Origin of the sequence: [Clostridium] symbiosum, from assembly GCA_036419695.1 — a bacterium.
Lineage (GTDB): Bacteria > Bacillota > Clostridia > Lachnospirales > Lachnospiraceae > Otoolea > Otoolea symbiosa_A.
In genome coordinates this window covers 1,491,970-1,516,861 of the sequence record CP143946.1, presented here as the reverse complement: position 1 = coordinate 1,516,861, position 24,892 = coordinate 1,491,970, and the positions used below count along the sequence as shown (strand labels likewise).

Annotated in this window: 29 protein-coding genes and 2 pseudogenes; all 31 read right to left on the bottom strand. The window is 49.1% G+C overall.

Annotated elements, in window-relative coordinates; translation table 11 throughout:
- Positions 1-11 precede the first annotated feature (11 nt).
- The 31 genes and pseudogenes from V3C10_07080 to V3C10_06930 all read right to left on the bottom strand — a co-directional run bounded on the left by V3C10_07080 (position 12) and on the right by V3C10_06930 (position 24,862).
- A complete protein-coding gene (locus V3C10_07080) occupies positions 12-1,109 on the bottom strand; it encodes an amidoligase family protein (protein WVP63564.1) in 1,098 nt (365 codons plus the stop codon).
- Positions 1,110-1,152: 43 nt separating this feature from the next.
- Positions 1,153-2,958 (bottom strand): DUF87 domain-containing protein, encoded by a 1,806-nt coding sequence (locus tag V3C10_07075; protein WVP64589.1) that lies wholly within the window; start codon positions 2,956-2,958, stop codon positions 1,153-1,155.
- A 142-nt stretch (positions 2,959-3,100) separates the two neighbouring features.
- Positions 3,101-3,403 carry a hypothetical protein gene (locus V3C10_07070; GenBank protein ID WVP63563.1) on the bottom strand — a complete coding sequence of 101 codons (303 nt, stop codon included), beginning with the start codon at positions 3,401-3,403 and terminating at the stop codon, positions 3,101-3,103.
- Positions 3,404-3,472: 69 nt separating this feature from the next.
- Positions 3,473-3,682: a 4-oxalocrotonate tautomerase DmpI gene (gene dmpI, locus V3C10_07065; GenBank protein ID WVP63562.1), complete on the bottom strand. Its 210-nt coding sequence runs from the start codon at positions 3,680-3,682 to the stop codon at positions 3,473-3,475.
- Between the two features lie 82 nt (positions 3,683-3,764).
- Complete coding sequence (locus tag V3C10_07060) at positions 3,765-4,322, bottom strand: chromate transporter (protein WVP63561.1); 558 nt, start codon at positions 4,320-4,322, stop codon at positions 3,765-3,767.
- A complete protein-coding gene (locus tag V3C10_07055) occupies positions 4,319-4,897 on the bottom strand; it encodes a chromate transporter (GenBank protein WVP63560.1) in 579 nt (192 codons plus the stop codon). The genes V3C10_07060 and V3C10_07055 overlap by 4 nt, the downstream gene beginning before the upstream one ends.
- A complete protein-coding gene (locus V3C10_07050; protein ID WVP63559.1) occupies positions 4,894-5,220 on the bottom strand; it encodes a metalloregulator ArsR/SmtB family transcription factor in 327 nt (108 codons plus the stop codon). The genes V3C10_07055 and V3C10_07050 overlap by 4 nt, the downstream gene beginning before the upstream one ends.
- A gap of 118 nt (positions 5,221-5,338) precedes the next feature.
- Positions 5,339-5,917, bottom strand: coding sequence for an urea carboxylase-associated family protein (locus tag V3C10_07045; protein WVP64588.1), 579 nt, complete (start codon positions 5,915-5,917; stop codon positions 5,339-5,341).
- 163 nt (positions 5,918-6,080) lie between these two features.
- Complete coding sequence (locus V3C10_07040) at positions 6,081-6,821, bottom strand: Fic family protein (GenBank protein WVP63558.1); 741 nt, start codon at positions 6,819-6,821, stop codon at positions 6,081-6,083.
- Between the two features lie 115 nt (positions 6,822-6,936).
- Positions 6,937-7,491, bottom strand: a complete 555-nt coding sequence (locus V3C10_07035) for a DUF4259 domain-containing protein (protein ID WVP63557.1) — start codon at positions 7,489-7,491, stop codon at positions 6,937-6,939.
- Positions 7,492-7,534: 43 nt separating this feature from the next.
- On the bottom strand, positions 7,535-8,143 hold the full coding sequence (locus V3C10_07030; GenBank protein WVP63556.1) for a hypothetical protein: 609 nt from the start codon (positions 8,141-8,143) through the stop codon (positions 7,535-7,537).
- Complete coding sequence (locus V3C10_07025; protein ID WVP63555.1) at positions 8,140-8,400, bottom strand: hypothetical protein; 261 nt, start codon at positions 8,398-8,400, stop codon at positions 8,140-8,142. The genes V3C10_07030 and V3C10_07025 overlap by 4 nt, the downstream gene beginning before the upstream one ends.
- A gap of 11 nt (positions 8,401-8,411) precedes the next feature.
- Positions 8,412-8,927 carry a hypothetical protein gene (locus V3C10_07020; protein ID WVP63554.1) on the bottom strand — a complete coding sequence of 172 codons (516 nt, stop codon included), beginning with the start codon at positions 8,925-8,927 and terminating at the stop codon, positions 8,412-8,414.
- A 13-nt stretch (positions 8,928-8,940) separates the two neighbouring features.
- Positions 8,941-9,843 carry a conjugal transfer protein TrbL family protein gene (locus tag V3C10_07015; protein WVP63553.1) on the bottom strand — a complete coding sequence of 301 codons (903 nt, stop codon included), beginning with the start codon at positions 9,841-9,843 and terminating at the stop codon, positions 8,941-8,943.
- Positions 9,844-9,936: 93 nt separating this feature from the next.
- Complete coding sequence (locus V3C10_07010; protein ID WVP63552.1) at positions 9,937-10,386, bottom strand: hypothetical protein; 450 nt, start codon at positions 10,384-10,386, stop codon at positions 9,937-9,939.
- 71 nt (positions 10,387-10,457) lie between these two features.
- A complete protein-coding gene (locus tag V3C10_07005; GenBank protein ID WVP63551.1) occupies positions 10,458-10,796 on the bottom strand; it encodes a DUF3852 domain-containing protein in 339 nt (112 codons plus the stop codon).
- Between the two features lie 22 nt (positions 10,797-10,818).
- On the bottom strand, positions 10,819-11,283 hold the full coding sequence (locus V3C10_07000; GenBank protein ID WVP63550.1) for a hypothetical protein: 465 nt from the start codon (positions 11,281-11,283) through the stop codon (positions 10,819-10,821).
- 12 nt (positions 11,284-11,295) lie between these two features.
- Positions 11,296-11,772 (bottom strand): annotated as a pseudogene (locus tag V3C10_06995) (hypothetical protein).
- A gap of 112 nt (positions 11,773-11,884) precedes the next feature.
- Entirely contained in the window at positions 11,885-13,774 is a 1,890-nt protein-coding gene (locus tag V3C10_06990; protein ID WVP63549.1) for a reverse transcriptase domain-containing protein, read from the bottom strand.
- 737 nt (positions 13,775-14,511) lie between these two features.
- Positions 14,512-15,741, bottom strand: a pseudogene (locus V3C10_06985) (hypothetical protein).
- Positions 15,742-15,798: 57 nt separating this feature from the next.
- On the bottom strand, positions 15,799-16,410 hold the full coding sequence (locus V3C10_06980; protein WVP63548.1) for a DUF6550 family protein: 612 nt from the start codon (positions 16,408-16,410) through the stop codon (positions 15,799-15,801).
- A gap of 146 nt (positions 16,411-16,556) precedes the next feature.
- The gene (locus V3C10_06975; GenBank protein WVP63547.1) at positions 16,557-17,102 is read right to left on the bottom strand and encodes a hypothetical protein; all 546 of its coding nucleotides are present in this window, start codon (positions 17,100-17,102) and stop codon (positions 16,557-16,559) included.
- Positions 17,099-17,503 carry a DUF4320 family protein gene (locus tag V3C10_06970; GenBank protein WVP63546.1) on the bottom strand — a complete coding sequence of 135 codons (405 nt, stop codon included), beginning with the start codon at positions 17,501-17,503 and terminating at the stop codon, positions 17,099-17,101. The genes V3C10_06975 and V3C10_06970 overlap by 4 nt, the downstream gene beginning before the upstream one ends.
- Positions 17,504-17,554: 51 nt before the next feature.
- Positions 17,555-18,763 (bottom strand): hypothetical protein, encoded by a 1,209-nt coding sequence (locus tag V3C10_06965; GenBank protein ID WVP63545.1) that lies wholly within the window; start codon positions 18,761-18,763, stop codon positions 17,555-17,557.
- 14 nt (positions 18,764-18,777) lie between these two features.
- Positions 18,778-19,647 (bottom strand): secretion protein F, encoded by an 870-nt coding sequence (locus tag V3C10_06960; protein ID WVP63544.1) that lies wholly within the window; start codon positions 19,645-19,647, stop codon positions 18,778-18,780.
- A gap of 5 nt (positions 19,648-19,652) precedes the next feature.
- Positions 19,653-20,582, bottom strand: coding sequence for a hypothetical protein (locus tag V3C10_06955; GenBank protein WVP63543.1), 930 nt, complete (start codon positions 20,580-20,582; stop codon positions 19,653-19,655).
- Positions 20,579-22,297, bottom strand: a complete 1,719-nt coding sequence (locus V3C10_06950) for an ATPase, T2SS/T4P/T4SS family (GenBank protein WVP63542.1) — start codon at positions 22,295-22,297, stop codon at positions 20,579-20,581. Before V3C10_06950 ends, V3C10_06955 begins: the two co-directional genes overlap by 4 nt.
- Positions 22,291-23,103: a ParA family protein gene (locus V3C10_06945; GenBank protein WVP63541.1), complete on the bottom strand. Its 813-nt coding sequence runs from the start codon at positions 23,101-23,103 to the stop codon at positions 22,291-22,293. The genes V3C10_06950 and V3C10_06945 overlap by 7 nt, the downstream gene beginning before the upstream one ends.
- Positions 23,104-23,934, bottom strand: a complete 831-nt coding sequence (gene cpaB / locus V3C10_06940) for a Flp pilus assembly protein CpaB (GenBank protein ID WVP63540.1) — start codon at positions 23,932-23,934, stop codon at positions 23,104-23,106.
- 159 nt (positions 23,935-24,093) lie between these two features.
- Positions 24,094-24,510 (bottom strand): prepilin peptidase, encoded by a 417-nt coding sequence (locus V3C10_06935; GenBank protein ID WVP63539.1) that lies wholly within the window; start codon positions 24,508-24,510, stop codon positions 24,094-24,096.
- 1 nt (position 24,511) lies between these two features.
- The gene (locus V3C10_06930) at positions 24,512-24,862 is read right to left on the bottom strand and encodes a SpoVG family protein (GenBank protein ID WVP63538.1); all 351 of its coding nucleotides are present in this window, start codon (positions 24,860-24,862) and stop codon (positions 24,512-24,514) included.
- Positions 24,863-24,892: the final 30 nt, after the last annotated feature.

Here is a 24,892-nt window from a genome sequence, read left to right as displayed (position 1 = left end):
TCTCATTCTCCTTACATGCTTGCCGTCATTGAAAAAGCCGGGGACTGTGCCTCGGCCTCTATATAAGTCTCTTCTGTTTCCCGATGCTCCGCCCCCGGTTCCTGGTTCCCTGCTTCCCGATTTTCTGCATCCTGATTCTCTGCTTCCCGGCTTCCTGCCTCCATCTGCGCCTTCTCCCGTTTCAGACGAAGCCGCTCCTTCTGAGCTTCCGCCTGAGCTGGGTCCCGCCACGCGATACAACCGTCCAGATTTTTAAGCAGGTGGGTACGCGCCGTCTTAAACTCATCACCGTTTAATCCCAGCCGCAGAAGCCAGGTTCGGAAGGTATACTTCTCGTTTGTGGTCTGGGTCTTTCTCCGGCTGGCGCAGGTCTGGTTCAGTGCCTGAGCTCCGATGGCCAGGCACAGTTGGATATAGGCTTTGATTTTTCCCGCATGGGTGGTCCCATTAAACAGGCGGAACTCCACCGTCCCCTTCTGGAACACACTGTGAAGATTCAGACAATGGTAGCGGCTGTCATGATAATGCTCCCGCTGGCGGCTGGAACCGTTATACCAGATACGGCTTACCTCCGCCAAAGTCCTGGGCTTCTTCTCATTCAGTTCATTTAGAAAACGCTCTTCCACCGGCTTACACCAGCGGTTCTGCCTGGCCACCGATACCTGAAGTGCTTTATAAATCAGATCCTCCTTGGCAGCCATGATATTGGTAATGTTGCGAAGCGTCCTTGCGTCAAAGGGGGACGCGTCGATATGCACATGGATCCCGCAGCTTTTATTTGCAATTGCTCCGACCTCCCGCAGCTTCCGCACCAGCTCCTGTATCGTCTCGATATCTTCATAGTGGCAGATGGGACTGACCATCTCTGTTTTATACTCATCACTGGCTCCGACTTTGTGCTTTCCATCTTTCCGCTCCGGAGCAATGCTCGCATCACTCATGAATTTCCACTGCCGCCCCTGACCGTCCAAAGCCACATAGGTATTATAATAGGTTCCCTCATAGTAGGAGGTGGTGCCAAAATAGGCAGCTGCCACTTCTGCTGCATGTTTTCTGGTCACACCGGTCAGTTCAATCTCAATTCCAAACTGCTGCTCCTTCATATCCAAAACAATCACCTCCCCTTACATCAGATACCTTCCGTCTCTATTCTCATCGCCCGCCTGCCTTGCCGAACAATCTTGCTTTATACTCCGGTGCCGTAACCATCAGGTTGTACCGCTCATTGCCGCACTTATAGAGGCATACTCCTCTCTGCGGATAACGGATCAGCTGAAATTCACTGGCTTCCAGCTGGAGCGTTTCGGTATAAAATTTTTCATCCACCGCGCCGGCGTTGAACAGGAATTGATGGGTCGGGATGGAAAACAGCGGCTTCGTGTACTCCCGGATCCCCTCAATATTAAAATCCTCCAGGTTCTGACTGGCCAGAATTACAGAGGAATTTTTCTTACGCACACGTTTCATGAAGTTTCTTGTATATTCCACTGCGGTCAGATTGGAAAGAAACAGGTAAAATTCATCCAACCCCGCCGCCGTATTTCCTACCGTCAACAGCCGGTTGCTCATAAAAGAAAGTGTGTTGAACAGCAGGGCATCCCGCAGGTTCCGGCTGGCCTGAAGCACACCCTTTACCCCGAAGGTAATGAAGCTGGAGTCTGTGATGTTGGTATGTCCGCTAAAGAATTTTGCGTCCGGCCCCTTGCACATGGAGTGAAGACCAAGGAGGATATTCTGCAACTGCTCCTCCGTGTAAAGCTGACGTTTTTTGCTGTCATAGCTTTTGTATTCCGCCTCAATAAAGTCATACAGCTCTGACATTACCGGATAATCCTTTGCCCCCAGTTCATGAAAGTTGGCATCATCGGTGATTCCAAAGCTTCCGTACATCCGCTGGAGCATGATCTCCAGCACATCCTTTTCCCGGTCCGAAAAGTCCTTATAGGTTCCAAAGAAATCCTTTAAAAAGCTGATGTGCTGGCTCAACCGGCTGCGGATCCGGAACGCCTCCGGCGCATCTAAGTCTCCCTGTTCCTCCCCCTCATTCCACATCTTGGGTTCTAAGGGGTTAATTAAAAAACGGCCGCCCATCAAATCGATGAAACAGCCGCCCGTATTGTTCGTCAGATCTTCGTACTCCATTTCCGGATCCAGGCAGATCACGTTCATTCCTGCCTCCCGCAGGTTGCAGAGAATCAGCTTTAACAGGTAGGATTTTCCCTGTCCGCTGTTGCCCAGAACCAGGATGGAGCCATTGGTCTTGTCATCCGCTCTCTGGTTGAAATCCACCAGCACGTTGCTGCCAAACTTATCGCGGCCGATATAGAAGCCATGAGGATCCGTTTTGCCGCTGTAGTTAAACGGATACAGGTTTGCTACACTGCTGGCGGGCAGTACCCGTTCAAACTGGTCTTTAAACACGTTGCGGCCGCTGGGCATAACAGACTGAAATCCCTGCTGCTGGCGCAGCAGGAGCCGGTCCACATTTAACTTCGCCCGGATTAACTCGGTCAGCACCTCCGTCTGCAACAGCTTCAGCCGGTCATACTCCGGGGCCGTAAGCTCCAGATAGACCGCTGTATGAAGAAGCGGCTCCCGGTTCCGGTGGGTCCGGGCCACGATGGCCGCCACATCCTGCAGGTTGCTTTCCGCCAGCACGGTCTGCTGCAGATCATTGGGATTGGACTGGTTCATCCGGTTCTTACTGGTCGCATTGCTGATAATCTTCCGTTCCTCCGCCGCATTCACATGGCGGGTGTAGATCTTTAATGTGACGCCATCCTTCTCGCCAAGGTGCTGCAAAATTGCCTGCTCCTCCGTAGAGGTCGGGTATTCCCGAAGCGCCCAGACACAGCGGAATGTATTTCCGCAGATAAAGTGATCCGTATAGAATTGAATCACCGATGGGGCAATCATGTCCAGGAATTCCTGAACACGAGGCTCCCCATGTGTTTCCATTGTCTCCTGTCTTTTTGTTCTCAAAGTTTCTCCTCCTGCTAAACTTGGGCATACAAAAAGCGCCGGAAGTTTATTTCCGACGCCAGGTGTTCTCTCTATTTGTTTCATTGGAAGCTGTGAAAATCGTATTTAGGGAATCATGTTAATAAAGTTCGCATTCACCGGTTCCATCAAAGCTTGGTTCTGCTTTATAGGCAGGGTCGCAATACTCCCTGATATATTGCGCCGCACGCTGTTCAGCATATTTCGCATTTAAAACAGTTCCGTCCTGATCCATTTCAATATTATTAGCAAAAATAGCATATGCTGTTTCCAAAAGAGACGGTTCTTCACGAAAAACACTAATATAATCGATTCCCTTTAGCAATGGATAACCTACGGTTCCATTGGCAATCCAATAAGAAAACTGTCTTAATGCGCCACTAAATGATTGGCTTAATTTCATCAATTTTCCTCCACCAATTCCATTTTATCCTATATACAGACTGAGTTATTCAGTTCGGTAAATTGAGGACTATTTTTGTTTTTTCATGTACTCAGACTTTACTTTGTCTATTGTTTTTCCACCAATACCAAAATTTTTATCTGATAATTCTTTAATCGTAATTGAGAAAAATTCTTGTGGCACATTCATTATTTCAGATGATACTTCTGTTAAACGGCTAATTAATTTTTCTTTTTGTTCATCTGATAAAACACCACTTTCGACTGTTATATATGGCATTACAAATCTCCTTTCAATTTCCAATCTTTTCAACTCGACAAACTGGAATTTGTAGTTGAGTTTTCACTTTCTGATAGCGTAATCAAAACATGACAATGCCAAATGCAGCGGCTATGACAATCAACAATATCGGTGAGAACTCTTTCTTTTTTAGCAAAGGGTAGACGAACGACAACGCGGTGAGAGCAATCAAGATGACAAGCGCCGACCAATCGGGGATAATACTATCCTCTCCGCCAAACACAGCGGTAAAAGCCATATAAACACCAGTTGCAAGGATAATACCCATTAAACAGGGCTTAATTCCTCTTAATACTACCTGTACGTTTTTATGTTTGAGCCATTTCCGCAGGAACATGGTGACAAATAGAATGATGACAAAGGACGGCAGTATCACACCTAATGTGGCGGCCATCGCGCCACAAACGCCCGCTTGAGAAGCCCCGATATATGTTGCGGCATTTACCATGATTGGCCCAGGCGTTGATTCGCTGAGTGCCACCATGTTGCCAAACATTGTTTCATTCAGCCAGCCTTGCGTTATGACACTCTCCTTAATAAGGGGGATTGCTCCGTAGGCACCACCAAAAGCGAACAGCCCTATCTTAAAAAACTCCCAAAAAAGAGACAGATAAATCATTTCTGGCCCCCTTTCCGATTGGGCAGCGTAAATAGACAAAAGCTGACAGTTCCCGCAATCAGTATCAGATAAATAGTTGAGAAATGTATGCCTAACAGATTAAACACAAGGGCAACCACGAAAAACGCTGCGACAAATGCAATACTCACCGATTTGCTAGGTGTCTTTTTAAGCATCTTTTTTATCATTTTTACTGCCGCCTGCATAATTAAAACAGCAACAGCAATCCGAATTCCCCTAAAAGCATTTGCAACAAGTGGATAACTTAGCAAGCTCTCGAAGAATGTCGATATGAGTAAAATTACGAGAAATGACGGCAGTACCATACCCACAGTTGCAGCAATAGCTCCAGCAAGCCCTGCTTGCTTATATCCGGTATAAGTAGCACAGTTTATAGCAATGGGACCAGGTGTAGATTCAGCAACCACCGTCACATCCATAAGCTCATCGGAGGTAATCCATTGCTTTTTTTCTATACACTCATGATCTAAAAGAGAAATCATGGCATACCCGCCGCCAAAAGTGAACGCGCCAATTTTTGCAAAGGTCAAAAACAGTTCGGGAAGAATTCTCATTTATCGTTCTCCTTCCGAAACTCACATTGACAGACCGTTATATCCCGATCTAATCTATGCGATTGCTCACACATCTTTTGGACTGATTCAAGGAGTTGATCAACAGCTTCCTGGTTCGGCAGATAATGTGTGTGATAACCGTACTTTTCTCCATAGACTAATCCTACTTCTCGCATGACTTTCATGTGCTGAGAAATTGCAGATTCGCTAACACCCAGTTTTTTTGAGAGGGAGCGCACGCAATGTTTGCGTTCTAGCAGGCAAGCCCAGATGCGGTATCGCATCGGTTCACCTAAAACTCTCATAATGCTTTCAGTATCCATAATGCCACCTGCTTTTGTTTTAGTAATGGCTTAATTATATGACTGTTTTTTATTTAAGTCAATGCTAAAATAAACTTCAAGTAGTTTATGACATTATGTAAATAAATTCCAATTTGCTCTAATCAACAACAATTTTAATTGGGGAACATTTTCCACTATTACATTTACTTTCGGAAACACTACAAGCGGCAACTCCCAATGTAAGATCCATTAGAGCTTTCAATGTAATTTTATCTCCTGCTTTGGAGAGCGGTTCTTCCACTAAAATACTGCCATCAGCGTTAATTTTCGTGTGCATGAATAAGTTGACAGGTGTAATAATGGCGCGTTGTTCTTCAAGCGCCTTATTGATATTATCAAAGCAGTTCGGGTGTCCTTCGCCGTTATGATAAAAGAAATCATACATTTCCGGTCGACAGCATGGATGAAGCAAATCGTGTTCTCCCACATCGTCAGAAAGTACCTTCATCATGGGATGATATAAATTGGTATAAATAATACTGCCAACATTTAGTTTTAGAGACTCGTTACAGTCAATCGTCACTCCGGTTGAGAGAAACTCTTTTACATTTCCGGTCACTTCGGCAAAAAAATCCACCACTTGACCGCCTTCAATATCAATAACTGTAATACTTTGACCTTGCTTAATATCAATTTTCATTCCAGAACAGGCTGGGATAACATACTCTTTACTCACTGTATTCGCCTCCACAACTTCTAATTTGTTGCTCGTTTTAACAATACTGCGGGAAAAATCAATCACAAAGCCTGGCTTTTCCAAAAGCATCTCCATCTGGCAATCCATCATTCCCCGACACCTGTTTTCTTCCTCTTATCTACATTTACAGTTCCTGCCCCAACTATTTCCCCTGCTCAATCATACCGATATAACGTTCCAGCTGCTGTTCCTCCAGTTCTGCTATCATATCGGCAAATGGGGACAGATTCCCCTCCACCGCATAGGCTTCCAGGGTATTAAAGTAATCCAGGCGGTTCTCCTTGGCGATGGAAATCGGCAGAAATCCCTTTGCCATCAGCTGATAATTCATGATCAGCCGGGAGATGCGGCCGTTGCCATCCGGGTACGGATGGATTTTTACAAACTCCGCATGGGTCCACGCCGCCAGTTCAATTGCATTCAACACATCCCCCCTCCATCCCAATTCGGCATAAAAATTCTTCACCTGCCGGTACATTTCATTGGGAGAAGGAGGCGTGTGTTTAGCACCGGAAATATAAACATCCACATTCCGGTAAACTCCGCCAATTATGATATTACTTATCAGCAGGGCGTGAAGCTCCTTCACAATCTTCTCATCCAGAGCCAGGCCGTTCGTGATACAGTCCTTCACGTATCGGAATGCCTTCTGGTGATTCACCTGCTCATAAATCTCCCGCAGCTGCTTCCCGCCGACGGAGATTCCATCCTCCAGCACCAGCTTAGTCTCAATTAAGGTCAGTGTATTACCCTCAATGGCGGTGGAGTTGTGGGTATACTCTATCTCGAATGCCTGCTCATAGCTGGCAACGGTTATCTGTGGAATGTATTCTTTTCCCTGCTGGTAAAGCTCTTTCTTCTTCAACAATCGTTCAAAATCCATGACTACCATTCCTTCCTGCATCTATTATTCAGAGTATACCACACTTTGCCCACCGGGTAACTGATTTTTTTCAAGTCGCACTCGTCCGTTAAGTGTAAAGCATTGGACTCTTTTATCACTCCAATGAGTGGTTCCCCATCACCGGGTGGTTCTTTTCTTCATTCGTACACTGCAAAGGAACCAACTCCATACAGTTTTCACCAGAAGATAGGAGCTCATCAAGACGGTTGACCAGCTTTTCCATATGGTTCTGCCAGCCAATCCAATACCGTTTTTCGAACCATCCACCCCAATTAATTCCGTTTACTGCGTTCTCCCTCGCATACTTCAATGAGTCTGAAATATAATCCCGAAGCCATTGAAGGGATTCTCTGGATGCGGTAAACGAGGTAATATTGCCAAACTTACGCTCCGGCACGTCATCCCAGCCGTTATCCATCCCCTCACTATCCCCATCAAGAAATTTCACGATTATTTCTGCCAGCGCCATCGGACTGGTATGGGGTACGCCCTCAGAAGCCTCCGGCGGCGCATTCCACGCATCCTTCTGTATGGCCTTAATGATTTCCCCCAACTCCATTCTGCCATCCTTTAACATCGTTTCTCGGATAAACCCTACAGCGTCCAACCCTGCATCTGATTCAAATGCGGTTATTCCCCAGCATCCCATGATTCGCTTCCTCCTAACATAACACAACATTCTTTTTCATGAATTAATCATTTGGTATGATCCAGCGCTGCCCGTCAAAGTCCTCAAACTTTTCACTGGTCACATTCTGTTCATAATACACAGCCAGAATCCGTTTGATATCCTCCTCTCCCGCCCGTTTCACCTCGAACCCCTGCTCCTTCAGGGACTTTTCGATGCGGTCTAAGAAGGAGAACATCTCTTTTCCCTTCTCCTCCCGCAGCCGGATCAGGATTAAAAATTCACGGGCCGTAGCCATCTGAATCTGAATCCGGTCCAGAAATACCTGGTCCTGTTCCAGCAGTCTCCGGATTACCGGGTTGCGCTCTTCTTCCGCCCGTTTCCGCAGAAAACTTTTGTTCTCCTCAAAATTTTCTCGGCTGTTTAAACAGAGGATTTCAATCTCTGCCACCCCTTTCAGCACATTCATCAGCGCATAGATTCTGGCTCCCACACTGGCGTCCGATAGAACTGACAGATTGGTAGGGCGAATCATAAAATACACCAGCTGCTCCCCCTGATACGTCTCCAGGCTGTACTCCGTGATTGCCTTTGTGTTGATCAGCTGCCGTGTGGACTGTTTTTTCCTGGCTTCCTTTCTACAGTCTGGCTGCATTTTTCTCTCTCTGCTCATCTTGATTTCCTCCACTCAAAGAATTGCTGCCTAAAAAAATAGGCACAGGCATAGCTGATAAAATCCAGGATGCTGGTGTCCTCATAGCGGATTGTCAAAAATGCATACACGGCTGTCAGAATAAACGCAGCCAAGCTCCCGGTCTGGGCCGCCGCGAAGACAGAAAATAACACACCAATCCCCACAAGGGTCAGATCTTTAAGCTGCCAAAGCCACATGGTCGCCTTCGCTTTCAAGTGCTCCGGATAAATATACATACTTCCACCTCCTACATTTCCATGGACATCCCAGACATTTTCTCTGTTTCGCAGTTTTTCTCACGTTTAAACTCCTGTTGGGAAACAATCAGGCTCCCTTTAATCTGTGCCAGTTTTTCCAGCACCTCCCGGCCTACCTTCTGCATCTGCATGGAGGTCTCCTCTCCCATCTCCCGGTCCAGGCCCACATAGAAACTGCCTGCAATCTCCCGTTCCGCCCGCGCTACAATCCTGGCTGCTTTTTCATATGGGGTAGGCCGTTCCTTCTTACATGCCTCCGGCGCTCCTTTTTGGTAAATTCCACGGCGGGTCCGGCAGTAGCCGCTCCCGTCCATGTGAGCCAGACGCCAGACCGCAGACGAGATAACGGTTGCACGCATCGGATCCCCCATGACCATATGCCCCTTGCATCGTTCCATCACATAGTCATAAATCTCCGACATGGAGTGCTCTTCCTCATCACTTAACAGGTCTTTGGCAAAATATAAAGCCATCTCTGTATTGGTATGAAAATACAACGGTAACATCACCTCCTGTCCCCTATTTTGCCACTGCCTGAACCACCGTCCGGGTCAGGTTGACCGCACTCTGTGCGGCATACACACTGCTCATCAGATTCGCCCTGGTGCTGGTATCAAGACCAAACTGCCCGGCAATCCGCGGCACTTCCCCCGCTGAAAGCATCAATCCCATTCCCAACAGGGCATTCGTGCTGAGCACCATCAACCCTGCAATCAGAATCGTCGCCTGCAAAAAAGCTGTCAGACACGTTCCAATGATCTGCTTGCACCAGGAAGTAAAACCGTCCACATAGCCTCGCGGAACACTGAACATATAGAGGCTTCCCACCGCAATCTGAATCAGCAGGATTCCTCCGCGTTTCAGGTTAGCAAAGAACACTTTAATCGTGGCATAGCCCATCATAATCAAGATAAAAATCATCAAAAATGGATTGGTAATACTGTTAATCCCTCCAAAGGCACCGCTTACCATCGCATCCTGGAGGGAACCCGCATTGACCAGCGTGTCGATGATGTTCCCGGCCACCGAGCCAAAATCGCCGCCAAGCCCGGTGATTCCGTCACTCACCCTTCCCTGCAGAGACACACTGAATTTATATAATTCGACCGGAACCGTTGAAAATAATCCCACCGCCATGAAACCTTTGACGGCATTCATCGCCGTATCCCGGATACTTCCTCGGCCCGACTGGTATTCTATCGCGCATTCAAACACAGCCACCACCAGACCGACCGCATAAAGCGCCCAGGCCAGATGGGAAAAAAACAGGACAAGAGCCTGTACCCAATCCAGTTCAAAAAGCTCCGCCCCCATCTGGCCCATCATGGAGAAAAAGTTCCCTAAAAAGCCAATGATCTGTCCGTAAACCCAGTCTACGATTTGTCCCAGAACTGTGTCGGCAACAAAGTCCCAGATAAACATCCATATATCACCTCCTCTTGAGCGGCAGCGCCGCATGACAAGCACTGCCGTTTCGCAGTCCTCTCTCCAGATTCCCGCACTCCAAACAACGGTTTAAACCATTTCCATATCTCCTGCAATTCCTGCCTGGCTCTGGTACAAAGTGCTCTCACCCATGTCCAAATCCGTGCTTGGCTTCTGGAAGCATTCATTTCTCTCACAGGATACTGTCTGAATATCCAAGGCCCCCATACAGAACAGGGAAAATTCCGCTCCCCTTAGTGCTCTTTTTTCTCTGCCTTCCCCTTTATGCTCATAGCACTCAACGACCAGCTCCAGCTTTTCTGCATGGCGGTAATCATTTTCTACCCCCTGCACAAAGTCTGTTTCCCTTGCTTCCACCCAGGTTAAATGACGCGGCTGCAGGGAAGCGCCAATCCACCGGTCATCGGCTATCACAGACACCCTGGCGTACTGGAGCGTTGCCTGATCCTCTGGAACATATCTTGGATTATCCATCCGGTATGGATCATACTCCGCAATGTATTCTCGTAGTGTTTTCATTCTTTTCCTTTCGATTGTTGCATCAATCTATTACTGTCTGGCCGGGATTCACAGGCACCCAATTTGTCGATTTAGATTCCTACAATCTGCCAGATATAGAGCGGTGCTGTAATCATAAACACCAGACCGGCAAACAGGATTGCTGCCGGAGCCCACTCAATCTGCCCATGTTTCCGGTAGTCCATATAGGCGGTCCCCACCTTGACAAAAAACAGTACGGCCAGAACCAGGTCGATGGCCGGAAAGACCACATTATTGACGACTGTTTTAATCTGATCCGATGCCGCCGTCCAGGTTCCCTCAATGGCCCCTGCCACATTTCCGTTTCCGGTGGCAAATGCCGTCATTCCAAAGGCACAGATAAATATAGCCGTCATGAAAAACAGCACCATCCATTTTACTCTTCTCATAAAATCATCCTCTCTTTCCTTTTTACATAGACAATCCCAGCTGCTGATCCGGCTGGGAAAGCAGCTGCGCCACTTCCATAACCACCGGCTCATCCCAGAACTTCAGATCTCCCCGGTAGCCAATATTCCGGTTACTGAACACATGGGCCGCCTCCACAAGATCCAGCGAAGCCCCGGGCGGCAGCTCGTAATTCCATCGAACCCATTCCCCGCTTTGATAGCGCGGCCTTAACTCCAAAATAACATAGTCCTCCGGAACAAACTTGGGATAATGCTTTAAAATCCCGCCCACCGCATAGTACGGCTTTCCCTCTTTCATCACGGTATCCTTCATCTGAGCCAAAGTATCCTCCAACGAGGCACAAAACCAACATTCCGTATCCATAAAACGGCGGATACGCCCATCCCGCAGAATACGGTCCAGGTTTTCTTTTCTGGTGTAATGATAGAGCCTCCCCTGCGGTTTATCGATCCGTTCATATGCCATTTCTCCACCTCCTTACTCCGGCTTCTGCGGTGCGATATGCCAATCCTGCCATAGGTTTCCTCTGATCCGGACACTGTCGGTCAAGTTCATAGAGAGCATCCCCGCCGGCGTCCAGCAATCCAGCAGCCAGGTATAGGGCGTATAACTGCCGTCCGGGTACCAGATGGGTGAAAAATGGGTACGTCTCCCATAGGTACTGTAGGGGTTTTCCTCAAACTCAAACCGGGAGCTGTAGCCTCCGCTCATACGCTCTAAAAGACGCCAATATCCCTTGTACTTAAACTCCGGGAAATAGGTGACCGCATTCTGTGCTCCCGTAACAGAAGCGCTTTGGTTGGTACTGACCCGGGAGGTAATCTCCTCCTGGATACCATAACCGGATTTCATTGTATCCCCGGATGCGGTCGGTGATTTTCCATCCGGATGAATCCGCATCGTTCCGGAAAGGCTGGCCTGATAGCGGTCCAGATCAAACTCCCACCAGCCGTAGCGATAGGTAATCCACATCTTTTACCTGACTGTGTTTAACAGCCAAGCAGTCAGAGGGATTTTCCCCCGCTTCGCACCGTGCGTGAGAGTTTCCCCTCACACGGCGCTCCATCTATACAGTGGGAGTATCATGTGATTTATCCAGTTGTTTTCTGAATTTTTCTACGTTTCTGCGTGTTTTCGTATCAAGATGTGACAGATTCGCGGTTTTGTCGTTTACGATTTGATAGCATTCTTTATCCATGGAAGCAAGGTTATTTACTTTATTGATTTTTCCTATGGGCAATCCCGGATTGATTCTATGGGTACACAGTTTGCCGGTGATAAGCCATCTTCCGCAAACACGGCATTTTAATTTATCCCGGTTCAGAGCGTAGGCGCGGTTCATATAGAACTCAAAATTATACGTCCTTCCGGTCTGTCCGGTGGATACCAGCTCTGATGTTTCCATACTCAAAACATCGTCCAGTCTCGCATTCATTCGCTGCCGTTTGGTTCGCTCAAAATAGATTGTCCGACCCTTTCCCGTGTACGGAGTTTCTTCCTGTATCTTATCCCCTGCCTTATTCCATTTACAAAAATCAAGCCGGGTCACTCCTATCCATATATCCCGATAACGGATTGCAGGGATTTTCGTGGTGTATTTCTGATGGACATTTACGAGATTCTGCGTCTGGTCTGCCGGAATCCATTTGCCTTTATACTGTTTCAGCCGCCTTTTGGCCGCTTTTTCCAGATTCCGGCTATATTTCTTCATGGTAACATTCACCCAGCTACAGTTATCGTAGTAGTTTATCAGACCACGAACCTTGCTATTGATTAGATTTAATTCATGGATTGCTTTCTCCCTGCTTGCATCGAGCGGGATTTTCCTCCACTCCTTCGCAATCTCATCTACTTTCCGCTTTAATCTTTTCCTGTCAGGCAGGGTGCGGGGAATGTACCCCTTCTTAGCCTTGCCTTTCACTACCTTGTATTCATATCCCAAGAAATGGATATGCTTTTTACGCACATCTGTTATCAGCGTTTTTTCTTCTGACAGATTCAATCTCAACACTTGTTCCAGAAAGGTTTTGATTTGTTCCTTCCACCACTTTGCATTTTGAGGGGTATCGGTTATCAGTACAAAATCATCAGCGTAACGAATCAAATAGGCCGGGCGCAGATTGCTACGCTTGCGCAAGGAACTGATTTTTATATCACTTCTTGCATAATCATGGGAGGTGCGCTTATCTATCCACTGCCTGCTCACCCACTCATCAAACATATCCATATATACGTTTGCAAGCAGCGGCGACAGGACTCCCCCTTGCTGAGTGCCGACCTCATTTTTCTCGTTTTCGCCAACAATTCCTGCTCTCAACATAGCCTTGATTATCTGCAATACCCGTCTGTCCTTCACGCCCATATGATACAAGCGCTTAATCAGTATTCCATGGTTAATGCGGTCAAAGCATTTGCTGATATCTCCTTCCACAATCCAATAATAACCTGTTTTGTGGACGTAGCCGGTAATACACTGCAACGCCATTTTTGTATCCCTCATTGGACGGAACCCGAAGGAATATCGGTAAAACTGTGCTTCCATGATTGGTTCCAGCACAATCCTTATGCATTCCTGTACAATTCTGTCCCGTATAGTCGGAATACCGAGTGGGCGCTTTTCCGTTTTTCCCGGCTTGTCGATATACACCCGGCGTATCTTTTCCGGCTTAAAATAATGAAATGCTTTCTGTATATCCTCAATCACCCATTCATAGGGCTTCTGGAGATAATCTCTCTGCATTTTCCAGCCGTCAACGCCCGGAGTTTCGCTTCCCTTATTTGCTTTTATATTGTGTATGGCTGTTTTAATCGTTACCTCACTGGACATGAGTTCAACCAAACCTACAAACGACGGCCTTTTATCTCCGTCCTTTGCTGTCTTTGCCTCTAAATAAAGTGCGTCTAACGTATCACGCAAGTCTGTTTCGTTCTTCGGATAGTCGAATTGTTGTGCCATACGCACCACCTCCTTTCGGATTTCTGGTGTTTCTGGTTTTAGTCAGGTTCGCCTACGGCTTCCTCGACAGACTGGTCACATGATTTCTGTATAGACTATGCCCCTTCGCTCCACACCCATTACGATGCTTCATCACTACTACGGGCTGCCGTCCCACAGCTTCACAGGCCATTTCCTTCCTGTTAGAGCGAGTGCAATAACTCTTTTAACGGCTTGCCGTTCTCTGCTGTGGTTCCTTCGTTCCCTGCATTCTAGCTTTACATAACAGTTTTAGCTCTACTCTGTAGCCCGACTGCCATCTTTAGCTGGTGTGATGTCTGCTAAAGACATTCGACCACGGTTTTCCTATGGTTTCCTGTTGGACGGCACGATCACAAGAGCCGTTCAACGACAGTTCCCCGTTATGGAGCGAATACCTTCTTATTTCGGTATCCTTGGTGTAACGAGCTGTACGTTCAAGTATTCGTCGGTCTTTCGACATACTAAGCATGACTGTTTTATAGCCCCCCGCAGCTACTTGCCCCATCACAGGCGCTTTTACCGCTCTTCACCGAGCTTCATACACTGAACTTATTGCAGTCCAGCGCATGTCGGAGTATTAGGGATTTTGTCACCTCTCACACGAGGTCATGCAGGAGTCACACCTGCCGATTCAAATGCAGAGTTCAGGTTTCCTCTGGAAACCTGTTCAGCTTTATTGCGCATTTCTACACAGATTAACTGAAAACGAAGCGCGCGTGATCACACCAATATCCGTCATCATCCTCGTCTCCACTGTGCCATACCCAGTATTCATACCACCACGGTCTCCACACGCCCCAGCTTGCGGATGTCACCTGGGCATTTGACGGAATAGCCGCCGGTGTAAAACCATCATTCCGGTCATCTGCGTTGGGATCCGGCGGCGGGTTCTTCCCCAGATCCACTATGTTTGCCGTAATCGTCCCTTTATCGGCCCTTCCTCCTCCGGTTACAGTCACATGTATCGTCATCTTCTGTGGTGTCGAAGGCGTGGTCCATCGAATCCATGCAATCTGGCTGTCTCCGCTTGGATAATACACACCGTTAACCCGCATTCTCTTATCGCCAACTCGGAACGTCACCGATACCGGATGATCCGGATCGGACTGACCTCCACTTACAGTCACCGCTGTTATTACCTCCGTATTCACCCGGTATTCATAATCATACGCGGTTACTTCCGGAGGTGTTGTCACCTCGTTAAAACGAACAATCCCAAGCCCCAGGGAACTGATAATTTCCTGATTGCTGCGCACACCAGTTTTAGGGCCGCTCCAGGCCGGGTATCCCAAGTCTGCCTCCTCCAAAAACATGGACAGAGGAAGATTCTGGAAACCTACCGTGGGGAGAACCAGGCGCACAGCGCCTCCTGTAAGCTGATCGTAGAGTGCCGCTTCCGTAGCTGTCATGGCAGTGAACACTCCCTGATAGGTCAGATACACAACCGGCTCTAATAAAAGCTTATAATCACCGCCTGTCAACACCTCAAAGTCCATTCCCGTCAGGTTCGCAATGCTTCTGATTACCTGTTCATCCGTAAAATAGCTTTTGATTGCCTCAATGCTGGCAGCGCCAAGACTCTGGGAACTGATGATTCTGGGCAGCGACTGGGCAGGATTCACAAAGGTATAGGCTTCCTGACTTGCACTGACCGCGCTTCCCTGAGCATAAGATACCTTACAGACTTTTCCGAAATGCAGCCGCACATTGGTGGGCCTTTTATTGGTAAAATCAATAGGCTGAGTCACAGCAGATCGGTCAGATGCCCGTATCACCGTAACACGTACCCCTTCATTTCCCGGAGACCAGCTATTTTTTGTGGTTCCCTGTCCCATGCTCCCCCCGCCGTTATTGATATTGCCATCTCCAATCGCGTACACTGGTCCGGCTGGCAATAGGGAAAACACAAGCACAAAGGTCAGAAGCCTCCTGCAAAATTCTTTCATTAAACTCCTTTCCAAACAAAAAGCACCGCAGCAGCGATGCCTTCTCGTTTCATTTATTTAGTTCATGATTCCAATTTTATTTCCATTCTCGTACATATCTTCTGCTGTGCTTCCCTGGCCCTCTCCAATATCGTCAATCCAGCCAAAGCCCGGCACATAAATCTTCCCGTTCTGGGTATCTCCACCCTGCGGTTCTCCTGCCTGGGTTGGTGGTTCGCTCGGCTGTTCAACATTTTCATGTTCTACCGCTTCCACTGTTCCGGCTACCGTTTCACCATTGGGTTTTACTTCCGGATTCTCCAGAACTTCCTTGGGAGGAGCCGTTGGCTTTTCGGGAGCCGGTTGGATTGCTTGTTCCTCTCGATCCGTCTGTACCGGCACCGGCGCTTTCGTCTCCTCTTTTTCCGCCTTACTCACTTCCGCCGTTTCCTTTTGAACTTCCACTTTGATGGTTGGTTTGGCAGCCGCTTCCTTGGTAGCCGGCTCCGTCTCTATAGCCGGTTCCGTCTTTACCACCAGGTTTTCACTGACTGCCAGGCTTTCTTTGCTCGCCGGAAGGGTCTCCACCGGCCCCTTAAAACGCCCACCAATCGCGGTGAGTAACACAGCACATACAATCACTCCACCGGTAAGTGCCAGAATCCGTTTTGTCCGTTCACTGATTTTCATCGTATCCTGCCTCCTCTTCTTGAGCTCTCTCTTTTTACGACATAACATACCGTAACCGTTTCCAAAAGTCCAGCGATTTCAGAAAACTTCCCTCTTTTTTCCCTAATATACGCAACCGTTCATACGGCTCATCGTCTTAATTGTTACTAGAATACTTCGATATAGCCCGCCTGGACTTTTAGCCTCATTTTCATTGCCGGCAGTGTCTTTCCGGCAAACCGGACCGGAACCTCCAGCCAGATTTCTGCATCTGCCTCAAACCTCTGGGCATTCTGCGGGTCGGAAGGAGCCAGCGGGGCATTGCGAATCTCCACATCCAGTCCTGTGATGCGGTATTCCAGCACTCCCTCCGCATACTTGACACGGGTTCCATTTTCTGAGCGTGTTCCCAGCGTCTCGTCCAGATGATAATATACATCTCCCGTATCAACTGCCTCTTCAAATTCATATCCTTCCGTATAATAGCCCCCGGAATATCCCTCCCGGACACCATGGTACACATTGGCATAATTGTCATTGACCACCGTAACCACTGCATCCTGCAGGGCTTCCTTCACGCCGGAAGCGATTAAGCTCAGGCGGAAAAATTCCATCAAGACACAGAGAAGCAGAAGTAATGCCAGCGTCACGGCGATAACCAGAGGAAATGCCATTCCTCTTTGGTCTCTCACACAGCGAATTAGCTTTCTCATTTCCAATACACCTCTGACTTTCCGGACGCCACTGCCTTAAGTGTGATGGGAAAGGAACCAAAACCACCAAACAAGCCCAGATTATAGCGGTAAGTCAGCCGGACCGTGATCTCCTCATTGAGCTGGATTCTTCCGCTGTCGGACCAGTCTATCTCCGGTGACAGCCCTGTTTTTTCCCGCAAGACGACAGCCCTCCGGCTGGTCTCACTGCCCACTCGCCCGCATAGCTCCGCTTCCCGGCACAGCTCCGTTGCAAAGGTATCCAGCTGCTGTTTACAGATAAATACCGGGAGAATCTTCACAGACAGAGCCAGCACCAACATGACACACAGCACCAACACCGCCACATCAATATAGCCTTCTCCCTGCTTACTTTTTAAAGTTTCCTTTATCGCTTCCATTTGGCGTCTCCTTCTGAATTGCTCTCTTAACACATCTTTTCCACCTCTTTCTCAAAGTGACAGTCCGTCCAGCCCCACATTCTCCTCCTGTTCCATTCCTTCCCCCAGTTTCTTTTCCTGCTTTAATTCTTCAAGCAGTTCATAATAAATCGCCATTGTGTCATAACACTCGGTTTGGAAATCAAATCCCTGCAAACTTGGATACCGTGGAACTTCTATTTTCTGGTCCTGTATTTTCTTTAACTGAGCCTGTCCGTATTGTTTTCGCACCTCAATCCCGAACAGAATCTTACCATCAACCGGATAGGCGGTACGCCTCTCTCCCTGCATTCCCCGCAAAGCCTCAAACAGGTTAGCGCATTGGTGTCTGGATTTATAGGTGTACACCGTACCTGCCGTAATCCCAAACTGATAGACAAATTCATATACGGTTTTGTAGTTTTCTCCACGCACCCGACAGCGTGGGATGTAGTTCATTGCTTCGTCCTGCGGGATGTTTACACGCGCCTTCAATCTGCATAGTATCTCAAAGGATTCCATAAATGTGATTGGGTTGGTATCTAACTGCTCATAGACACAATTGGCGGACAATCCATATTCCCTGCATAAGGCAACCTTGCTGGGATAGGTTTTGCCACGGTATTCTACCGGCTCCCCGTGCTTTACCTCCTTAATTGGTCTCGTCACTGCCTCTTCCAGGGACATGCCATACCGTAAACGCTCATACGCATTGCTTGGCTGGATTTTGTAAGCAGCGCAAAGATCCACAAAGTTTTGATAGACCTCCCCATAAAGGGTAATCGGTTCCTTTGTGAGTGCATCCTTCACAACATCTTCTAATTCATTTCCCTCCCGCACCCTCTGAAGTACAACACCCCCATTTAGTCCGAATGCTAATGCAACCTGTGAGTAGCTCGCGTAAACCTTTCCCCACAGCACAACTTCCCGTTCCGGCATCTCCATGCAGCGTTCTACCGCCTTTTCAATATCCTGCAGCCGGCCATAGAGATGGCTCAGAGACGAATATGGCAATTCCAGTGCATTGGATAGGGCTTTTACGGAAGGGAACGAGGTTCCCTGATATACAACCGGATTTCCCTCCCTCACCTTTTCCCCCAACCCTGTCTCCATTGCCTGTTCCACGGTCCAGCCCCGAAACAACCGGGCGGTCAACAATTTCCGGTCAATCCCAAACGCCTCACACAGCGCCTTTCTGGAGGGATAGATAACTCCGCCATATTCAATCGGTTTCTCCTTCATCCTTCACTTCCATTCTAAAACATACTCCCCATCGATTTGAGAATCTCCACCGCGATAATCGCCAGGTATGTGAATAAAAAGCACATCAACATCAAAAAGCTGAACACCCGGATTTTCGGCGGAATCTTCTGGGCCTCCTTTTTCAACCGCTGTAATTCCATCTGCTTAAAGTCGTGGGACAACATCTGGAAATACATGGCCCCGTCATCTCCCCGGAGCACTCCGATTAATCCCCGCACCACATCCGACAGCATTGGGGAATTCATTCTGGCCTCAAATCGGGTCAGCGCGGCCTCATAGCTGGAGGAACGCATATCGGCTACCAGGATTTCCAGCTCACCGGCAAAGGACTCCCCCGCGTTCTTTTTATAATTTTCCACAATCGACAGGACGTCCCGGCTGTTTTTCAGTTCCTGCTCCACCGTTGACACAAACCGGGGCAGTTCCCCTTCCAGTTCGCCCCTCTTTTTTGACAGCAGTTGGTCCGCCCGCTCCTGTTCCTTAAAATAAACCATGACCGAGAGTACCATCACAATCACGGACAGCAGGGGAAAAACCAGCAGGCAGGGAAGAACCCCCAGCATAACCATTCCCGCTTTCACAACCGCATACGCCTGATAAACCTCCGGTTCCAGATTCAGACCACTGGCTTTTAAGATGTTCTTCTGTCTTCCCCTCTTATACTCATCCATGTGGATGTGGGGAGCTAACCGCACCGCCAGGGATAAGAGGTACACCTCCAGGCTCTTCGCTGCCCGCTTCCGCTCTCTGGCTGTATTAATCATGGCCCTCGAGGTTCTTACATACGGCAGCCGGAGCAGATCGGCAGCCAAAAAGAACAGACCGGCAGCCAGTAAACTTCCAAAACAAATAAGCAGCATCATCTGTCTCACCTCCTATACTCCAGCGGTTTCGTCAGACGAATCACACACGCTGTGCTGACAAAAATAAGGGCTGCCGAGACAGCCAGTATTATCTGCCCCATCGCCGTAGACATCAGCGTCTCATACCAGCTTTTGTTTAAGAAATACATGAGCGGGATATTTCCGATTACCAGGATCACCATCGTAATAAATTCCTTCCTTGGCTCCGTCACCAGAAGCTCCAGCTCTGCATTCACAATCCGCATATCCGACAGCTTACTCACAATGGGCGTCAGGGTGGTCTTCAGACTGCGGTCATACAGACAGTCACAGAGCGCATCGCACCACTCTTCAAACACATCATTTTCAATCCGGCCCTTTAATACTTTCAACCCTGCCTCCACATCCGGATTTACCACCCGGACCTGGGTTGCAAACTCCTGGAACACGTTGCGGACCGGGGGATTTAAGTAGTGCAGGTTCTCCTCCACCGCGGTCAGGATGTCCTCATTTCTGAGGTACGCGGTCGTAATGATGGAAAGTGCTGTCTCCAGCTCTGCCGCCACATTCTTTTTGTAGTGACCGGCCGTAAGCCGCACATACCAGAATGGGAAAAACAGAAAACCAACCGCCATCACAGGAGCCAGAAAGTAATTCCCCAGAAGCAGCGCCAGGGAACCTCCCACACAGAACAAGGCCAGGCTGGCTGCACAGATCAGGGAAAATCGTTTCTCCCGGCCGGTCATGGCAAGGATGTCCTGGGCCTCCCTGATTTCTCTGCGAAATATTCCTATTTTCTTTCTGTGTGTCGCTTCATTAATCTCTTCCTTCAAGGTTTTGGGCCTGCGAAGGAGAAAGACAAACAAACCGTCTGTAAATTCCATCGGCTTTAAGCCGAGAATCAGAAAAGCACCGGCAATCATGCCGGCGCAGGCCAACAGCTGCATCCCCGTCAAGCGCAGACACCTCCTCTCAACCGTTCCAGTGTCTCTCCCGGCATCCCATTCTCAAGCAGGCGCTTTGCCAGGCTGTCCGAAATAGAGTGAACCGTTTCATGATGTCCTTCTATCACAAACTTCCCCTCCTCCATGCGGTTTTCCGTAATCCGGTACTGGAACAGCGGACGGTAGGTCCGGCTCCCATCCGGCTCGATCACACACTCCATGATCTCCATCAGCCGCCGTTCCCGGTTCTCCAGCTGCTTGCAGAAGGCAACAATGGGGTAGGCTTCCGTGACATAAGCCATCAGCGTCTCATCACTCATATCCACCGCCCGCTTACACAGAGAAACCATGCGGCGGTACGTGGCCTCACAGCTGTTGGAATGGATGGTAGTCACCACCGCAACGCCGGTTCTGGCCGCTTCCTGAGCGGCATTGGCCTCCGGCCCGCGCATCTCCCCCACTACGATAACGTCCGGGTTAAAACGCAGCGCCATGTCTAAAAGGGCAATCTGGTCCACTCGCTGCCGCTCATTTTCACTGTCTCTTGTCAAGGTATGAACCACAGAATTCGTCACCTTTCCTTCCTTTTCCCGCACCAGCGCCAGCTCCCTGGAACCGTTTTCAATGGTATAGATTCTCTTGTTGTCCGGAATGGTGGTGAGCAGCCAGCCAAGCAAGGTGGTTTTTCCAGAGCTGGTTGCCCCTGCCACACAAACGGATATTCCATAACGCACGCATTCCGTCAGAAACTCCAACATGGGACCGGTGGCGGTTCCTCCGGCGATGAAATCCTCCTTTTTCATGGACTGCGGATTCACAATTCGGATGGAAGCTGCAATCCCCACATCTTCATCTACCAGAGGCGTCTTCATTGCTGCAATACGGATGTTTTTAGACAGATGCCCCAGCACAGCCGGACTTGCATTGTCTAACACCATTCCCGATGTATGAAGCATACGGCGCACAACATTAATGGCATGCTGCGGACTCTCAAACCGTTCCGTCAGCTTCCTTGTGACGCCTCCCGCATATTGAACTTCAATATCCCGCCAGCTGTTAATGTCGATCTCCTCAATCCCGGTCCCAAACACATACTTTGTCAGGAAGGAGAACTCCGCCATCTCAGTATAGATGGCAGCCACCAGCTCCTGTCCGCTCATTCCCGTCACTGCAATCCGGTAGTCCTGGATGTACTTCGTGATATAGCGCTTGATCTGCTCCTTTACTTCTTCATTCCCCTGTTCCACAATCAAGGTAGAGTATTTACTAGAGATGTACTCCTGAACCTCCTTCAGCACGGAAGAAAAATCACGGCTGTCATCCTGTGGGGTGAAAAACAGGTCACGGCTGCGCGGTGCATGGTTCTCCTGATGGAGTGGTCCACGAACAACTGGCCCCTCCTCCCATTCCATAACAGGTGCGCTGGGTCCCGTGACGGACGCTCCTGGCTGTATTTTCTGCCATGACTGCTCTGCCGATGGTGTTACATTTTGTGGCTGCTCTACCATCGATACCTCCTCCGTTAGTCTCTCTGTCTCCCCCATTTTTTCTTTCTGCCCTAATCCAGATTTTTCAGTCCTAAACTCTCCCTCACTGGTTTCCTGCTCCTCCGAAGACAGCTCTATTCCCTGTTCCTGCTCTTCCCTCTCCCCCGCACACTCCGACTTCTTTATGTCAGGCACTTCACGCGCCCCGAACAGATCCGCGGATCTCCGCTCTCCTAACACCCAAACACCTCCTTGCTGACTGCCTCAATCCCCTTGCGAAATCCCCGGCTCTCCCGCAGGGATAGGTCCGACAGCAGATCCCCTGCCAGCCCCTGCGCCGCCAATTCGGCTGAATACGGGAGCCGGAAGGTCACCGTTCCAAGCACCTGCTCCACATGATCACTCGCCTCGCTGGGTTTGATGTTGCTGGCTACCTTATACTGCTTATCTGCGTCCCATTTATTGTCCCGCAGCAGCGGAAGCTGGCTGGAAAGGTAGCTGATGCTTTTTAAATCACAGTTCACCAGGCGGAGGACCGCATCCGACTCCATCAGTGCGATGGCCGACAGAATGTCGTTGGCAATATAGCTTCCGCAGTCAATAATGATATAGGGTGCAATTCCCCGAAGACACGCAATTAAATCTGTGGCCTGCTTCGCATGATAGGGCGGATAGGTATACTCGTTTTCTCCTCGCAGCATCCCTAACAGGGTCAAATGGTCATACCGCTTATGGGTGATGAGGTTATGACGGACCAGGGATTCTGTCACCTGAGCTGCCGCCAGGATGCTCCCCAGCGAATGTTCACATTCCAGATCTCCCGGCGGACAAATGCATGGCAGCATGGGGGCCGTCATGTCACAGGTCACAAGAACCACATTTCTTTTTTTGCCGGCCAGATATTTAGCCAGCTTGACCGCAGCCGTTGTCTTTCCGCTTCCCGGGCTTCCCCAGACAGCCAGGACCTGCGCCCCGGGTTCCTGCTCCCATTCCTCCTCCGGTTTGGCAGAACGGTCAAAAATACTCCCTTTCTTGAAATTCAGCATTTACTCCACCCCGTTCTCACTCTCGGTGTTTGTCTCCTCTACAGCTTCAGGAGCATTTTCCGTCTCTTCCGAAGTTCTATCCACTTCTTCCTCTGTCTCATCGGGTGCATATAACTCAGACAGCACCGCCTCCTGCGCACGGATAAACTGCTCCGCCTGCTCCTTCGCTCCCCGGTACACTAATGCAAGATGAAGTTTCCCCTCCGCCTCCAGTTCTGCCAATGCCTTCCCCTGTTCCGGGGTCACCAGAAGTGTCACCGTTCCGGGAAGTTCCTTCTCTGTCTCCTCGTCCTGCTCGCCTGTGTTGGCGTCGTATCCACTGTTGGCCGTTACCGCGATGACCTCCACATACTGGAGTTCCGGCAAAATCACAGTCGAACCCTGCTTTCTGTAGTCCGGGGCAATGACCGAAACAATATCACCGCTCATAAGTTTTCCGGAAAGCCCGTTGGCAAATGCCTTCACACTCACCGAGATTGCCTGCTTCTCCCCATTCAGGTTGTAGAGATAGGCATTCTCTGCAGCCGGCTCCTCCGCCACCTTGGAACGAATGATGTAATCGCCCGGCACCAAATCCGCCGAGGCATATCTTCCCACCACCTCCTCCACGCTCCGGGCTACCCCCTCCGGCATGTTGTAGCCGCCGACTTCAACGGTCTTCACCATGTCGTTTGTGATTTCATCTCCGATTCGGATGTCCTTCGTCACACGTACAATCTCTGTCTTCTGACTGATGGTACGGTTAAACATCGGCGTTATGGCGAAACAGATCACCAGAGACAAAAGTATACAAAGTACACCGATTACCGTCCGATTTTTTATAAAATTCATTTGCTGATCCTCCTACATCTGAGCAGACACCGCTCATTTTCCAAACTGTTTTCCCCTAACTGTGACGCACCGCCGTAAATTTGGACTTCTGATACTTTCTGATAAAATGTACCAGCACCACAACCCCGGCCAGAGAGCCGGCTCTTACCATCCACTTTTTCATCCGATCTGTCCTCCTGATTTCAAATAATAAGCGGCCATATATCCCAGCGCCAAAAATGGAGCCAGCGGATAGACAGCCGCAGCTTTCTTCTTATAAAATATCGATATAGCGCTTGCCGCACAATGAAACAACAGCAGCAGGGAGAGGCCCAGTATGGTTCCAGCCAGGGCAGCCGGCAGCCCCAGCACAAGGCCACAGGCTGCCGCCAGTTTCACATCCCCTCCTCCGATTCCTCCCTTCATAGCTCCGGCCAGAAAAAAGAGGGACGGTATCACGCCCCACAGATTTATCGGCTGAAAGCACAGAAGGGAGACAACGAAAATCGCTCCATTTACCCAATCCGGAATCTCCCGTTTGCGCAAATCATACAGAGAGGCGAGCGATAGCAGAAACACAAAAAGAATTACCTGCATCTCACATCTGCGGCTCCTGCTGTCCTACTCCCTGCGCCGGTGGATCCACCTCCGAGCGGGCATTGGATACCTGCTGTGCCACGGACTGCTCCAATGCCTGATGATAGGCATTCAGGATGCTCTCGTGGAGCTGTTCCCTGAATTCTGTTGTTACAGGAAAACAAATGTCCTTATAGCCATCGGTTGTTTTCCGGCTGGGCATGGAAACAAACAGACCATACTCCCCTCCCTCTACGATTTTGATTCCGCGGATTCCAAAACAACCGTCGATGGTCGCCGATGCATACCCCCGGATACTGCCTTCCTGGCTGGGCGGGTACATGGATGTAATTCTTACGTCTATGGTAGGCATATGAGATTCCTCCTTCTTTCTTCCTTTTCT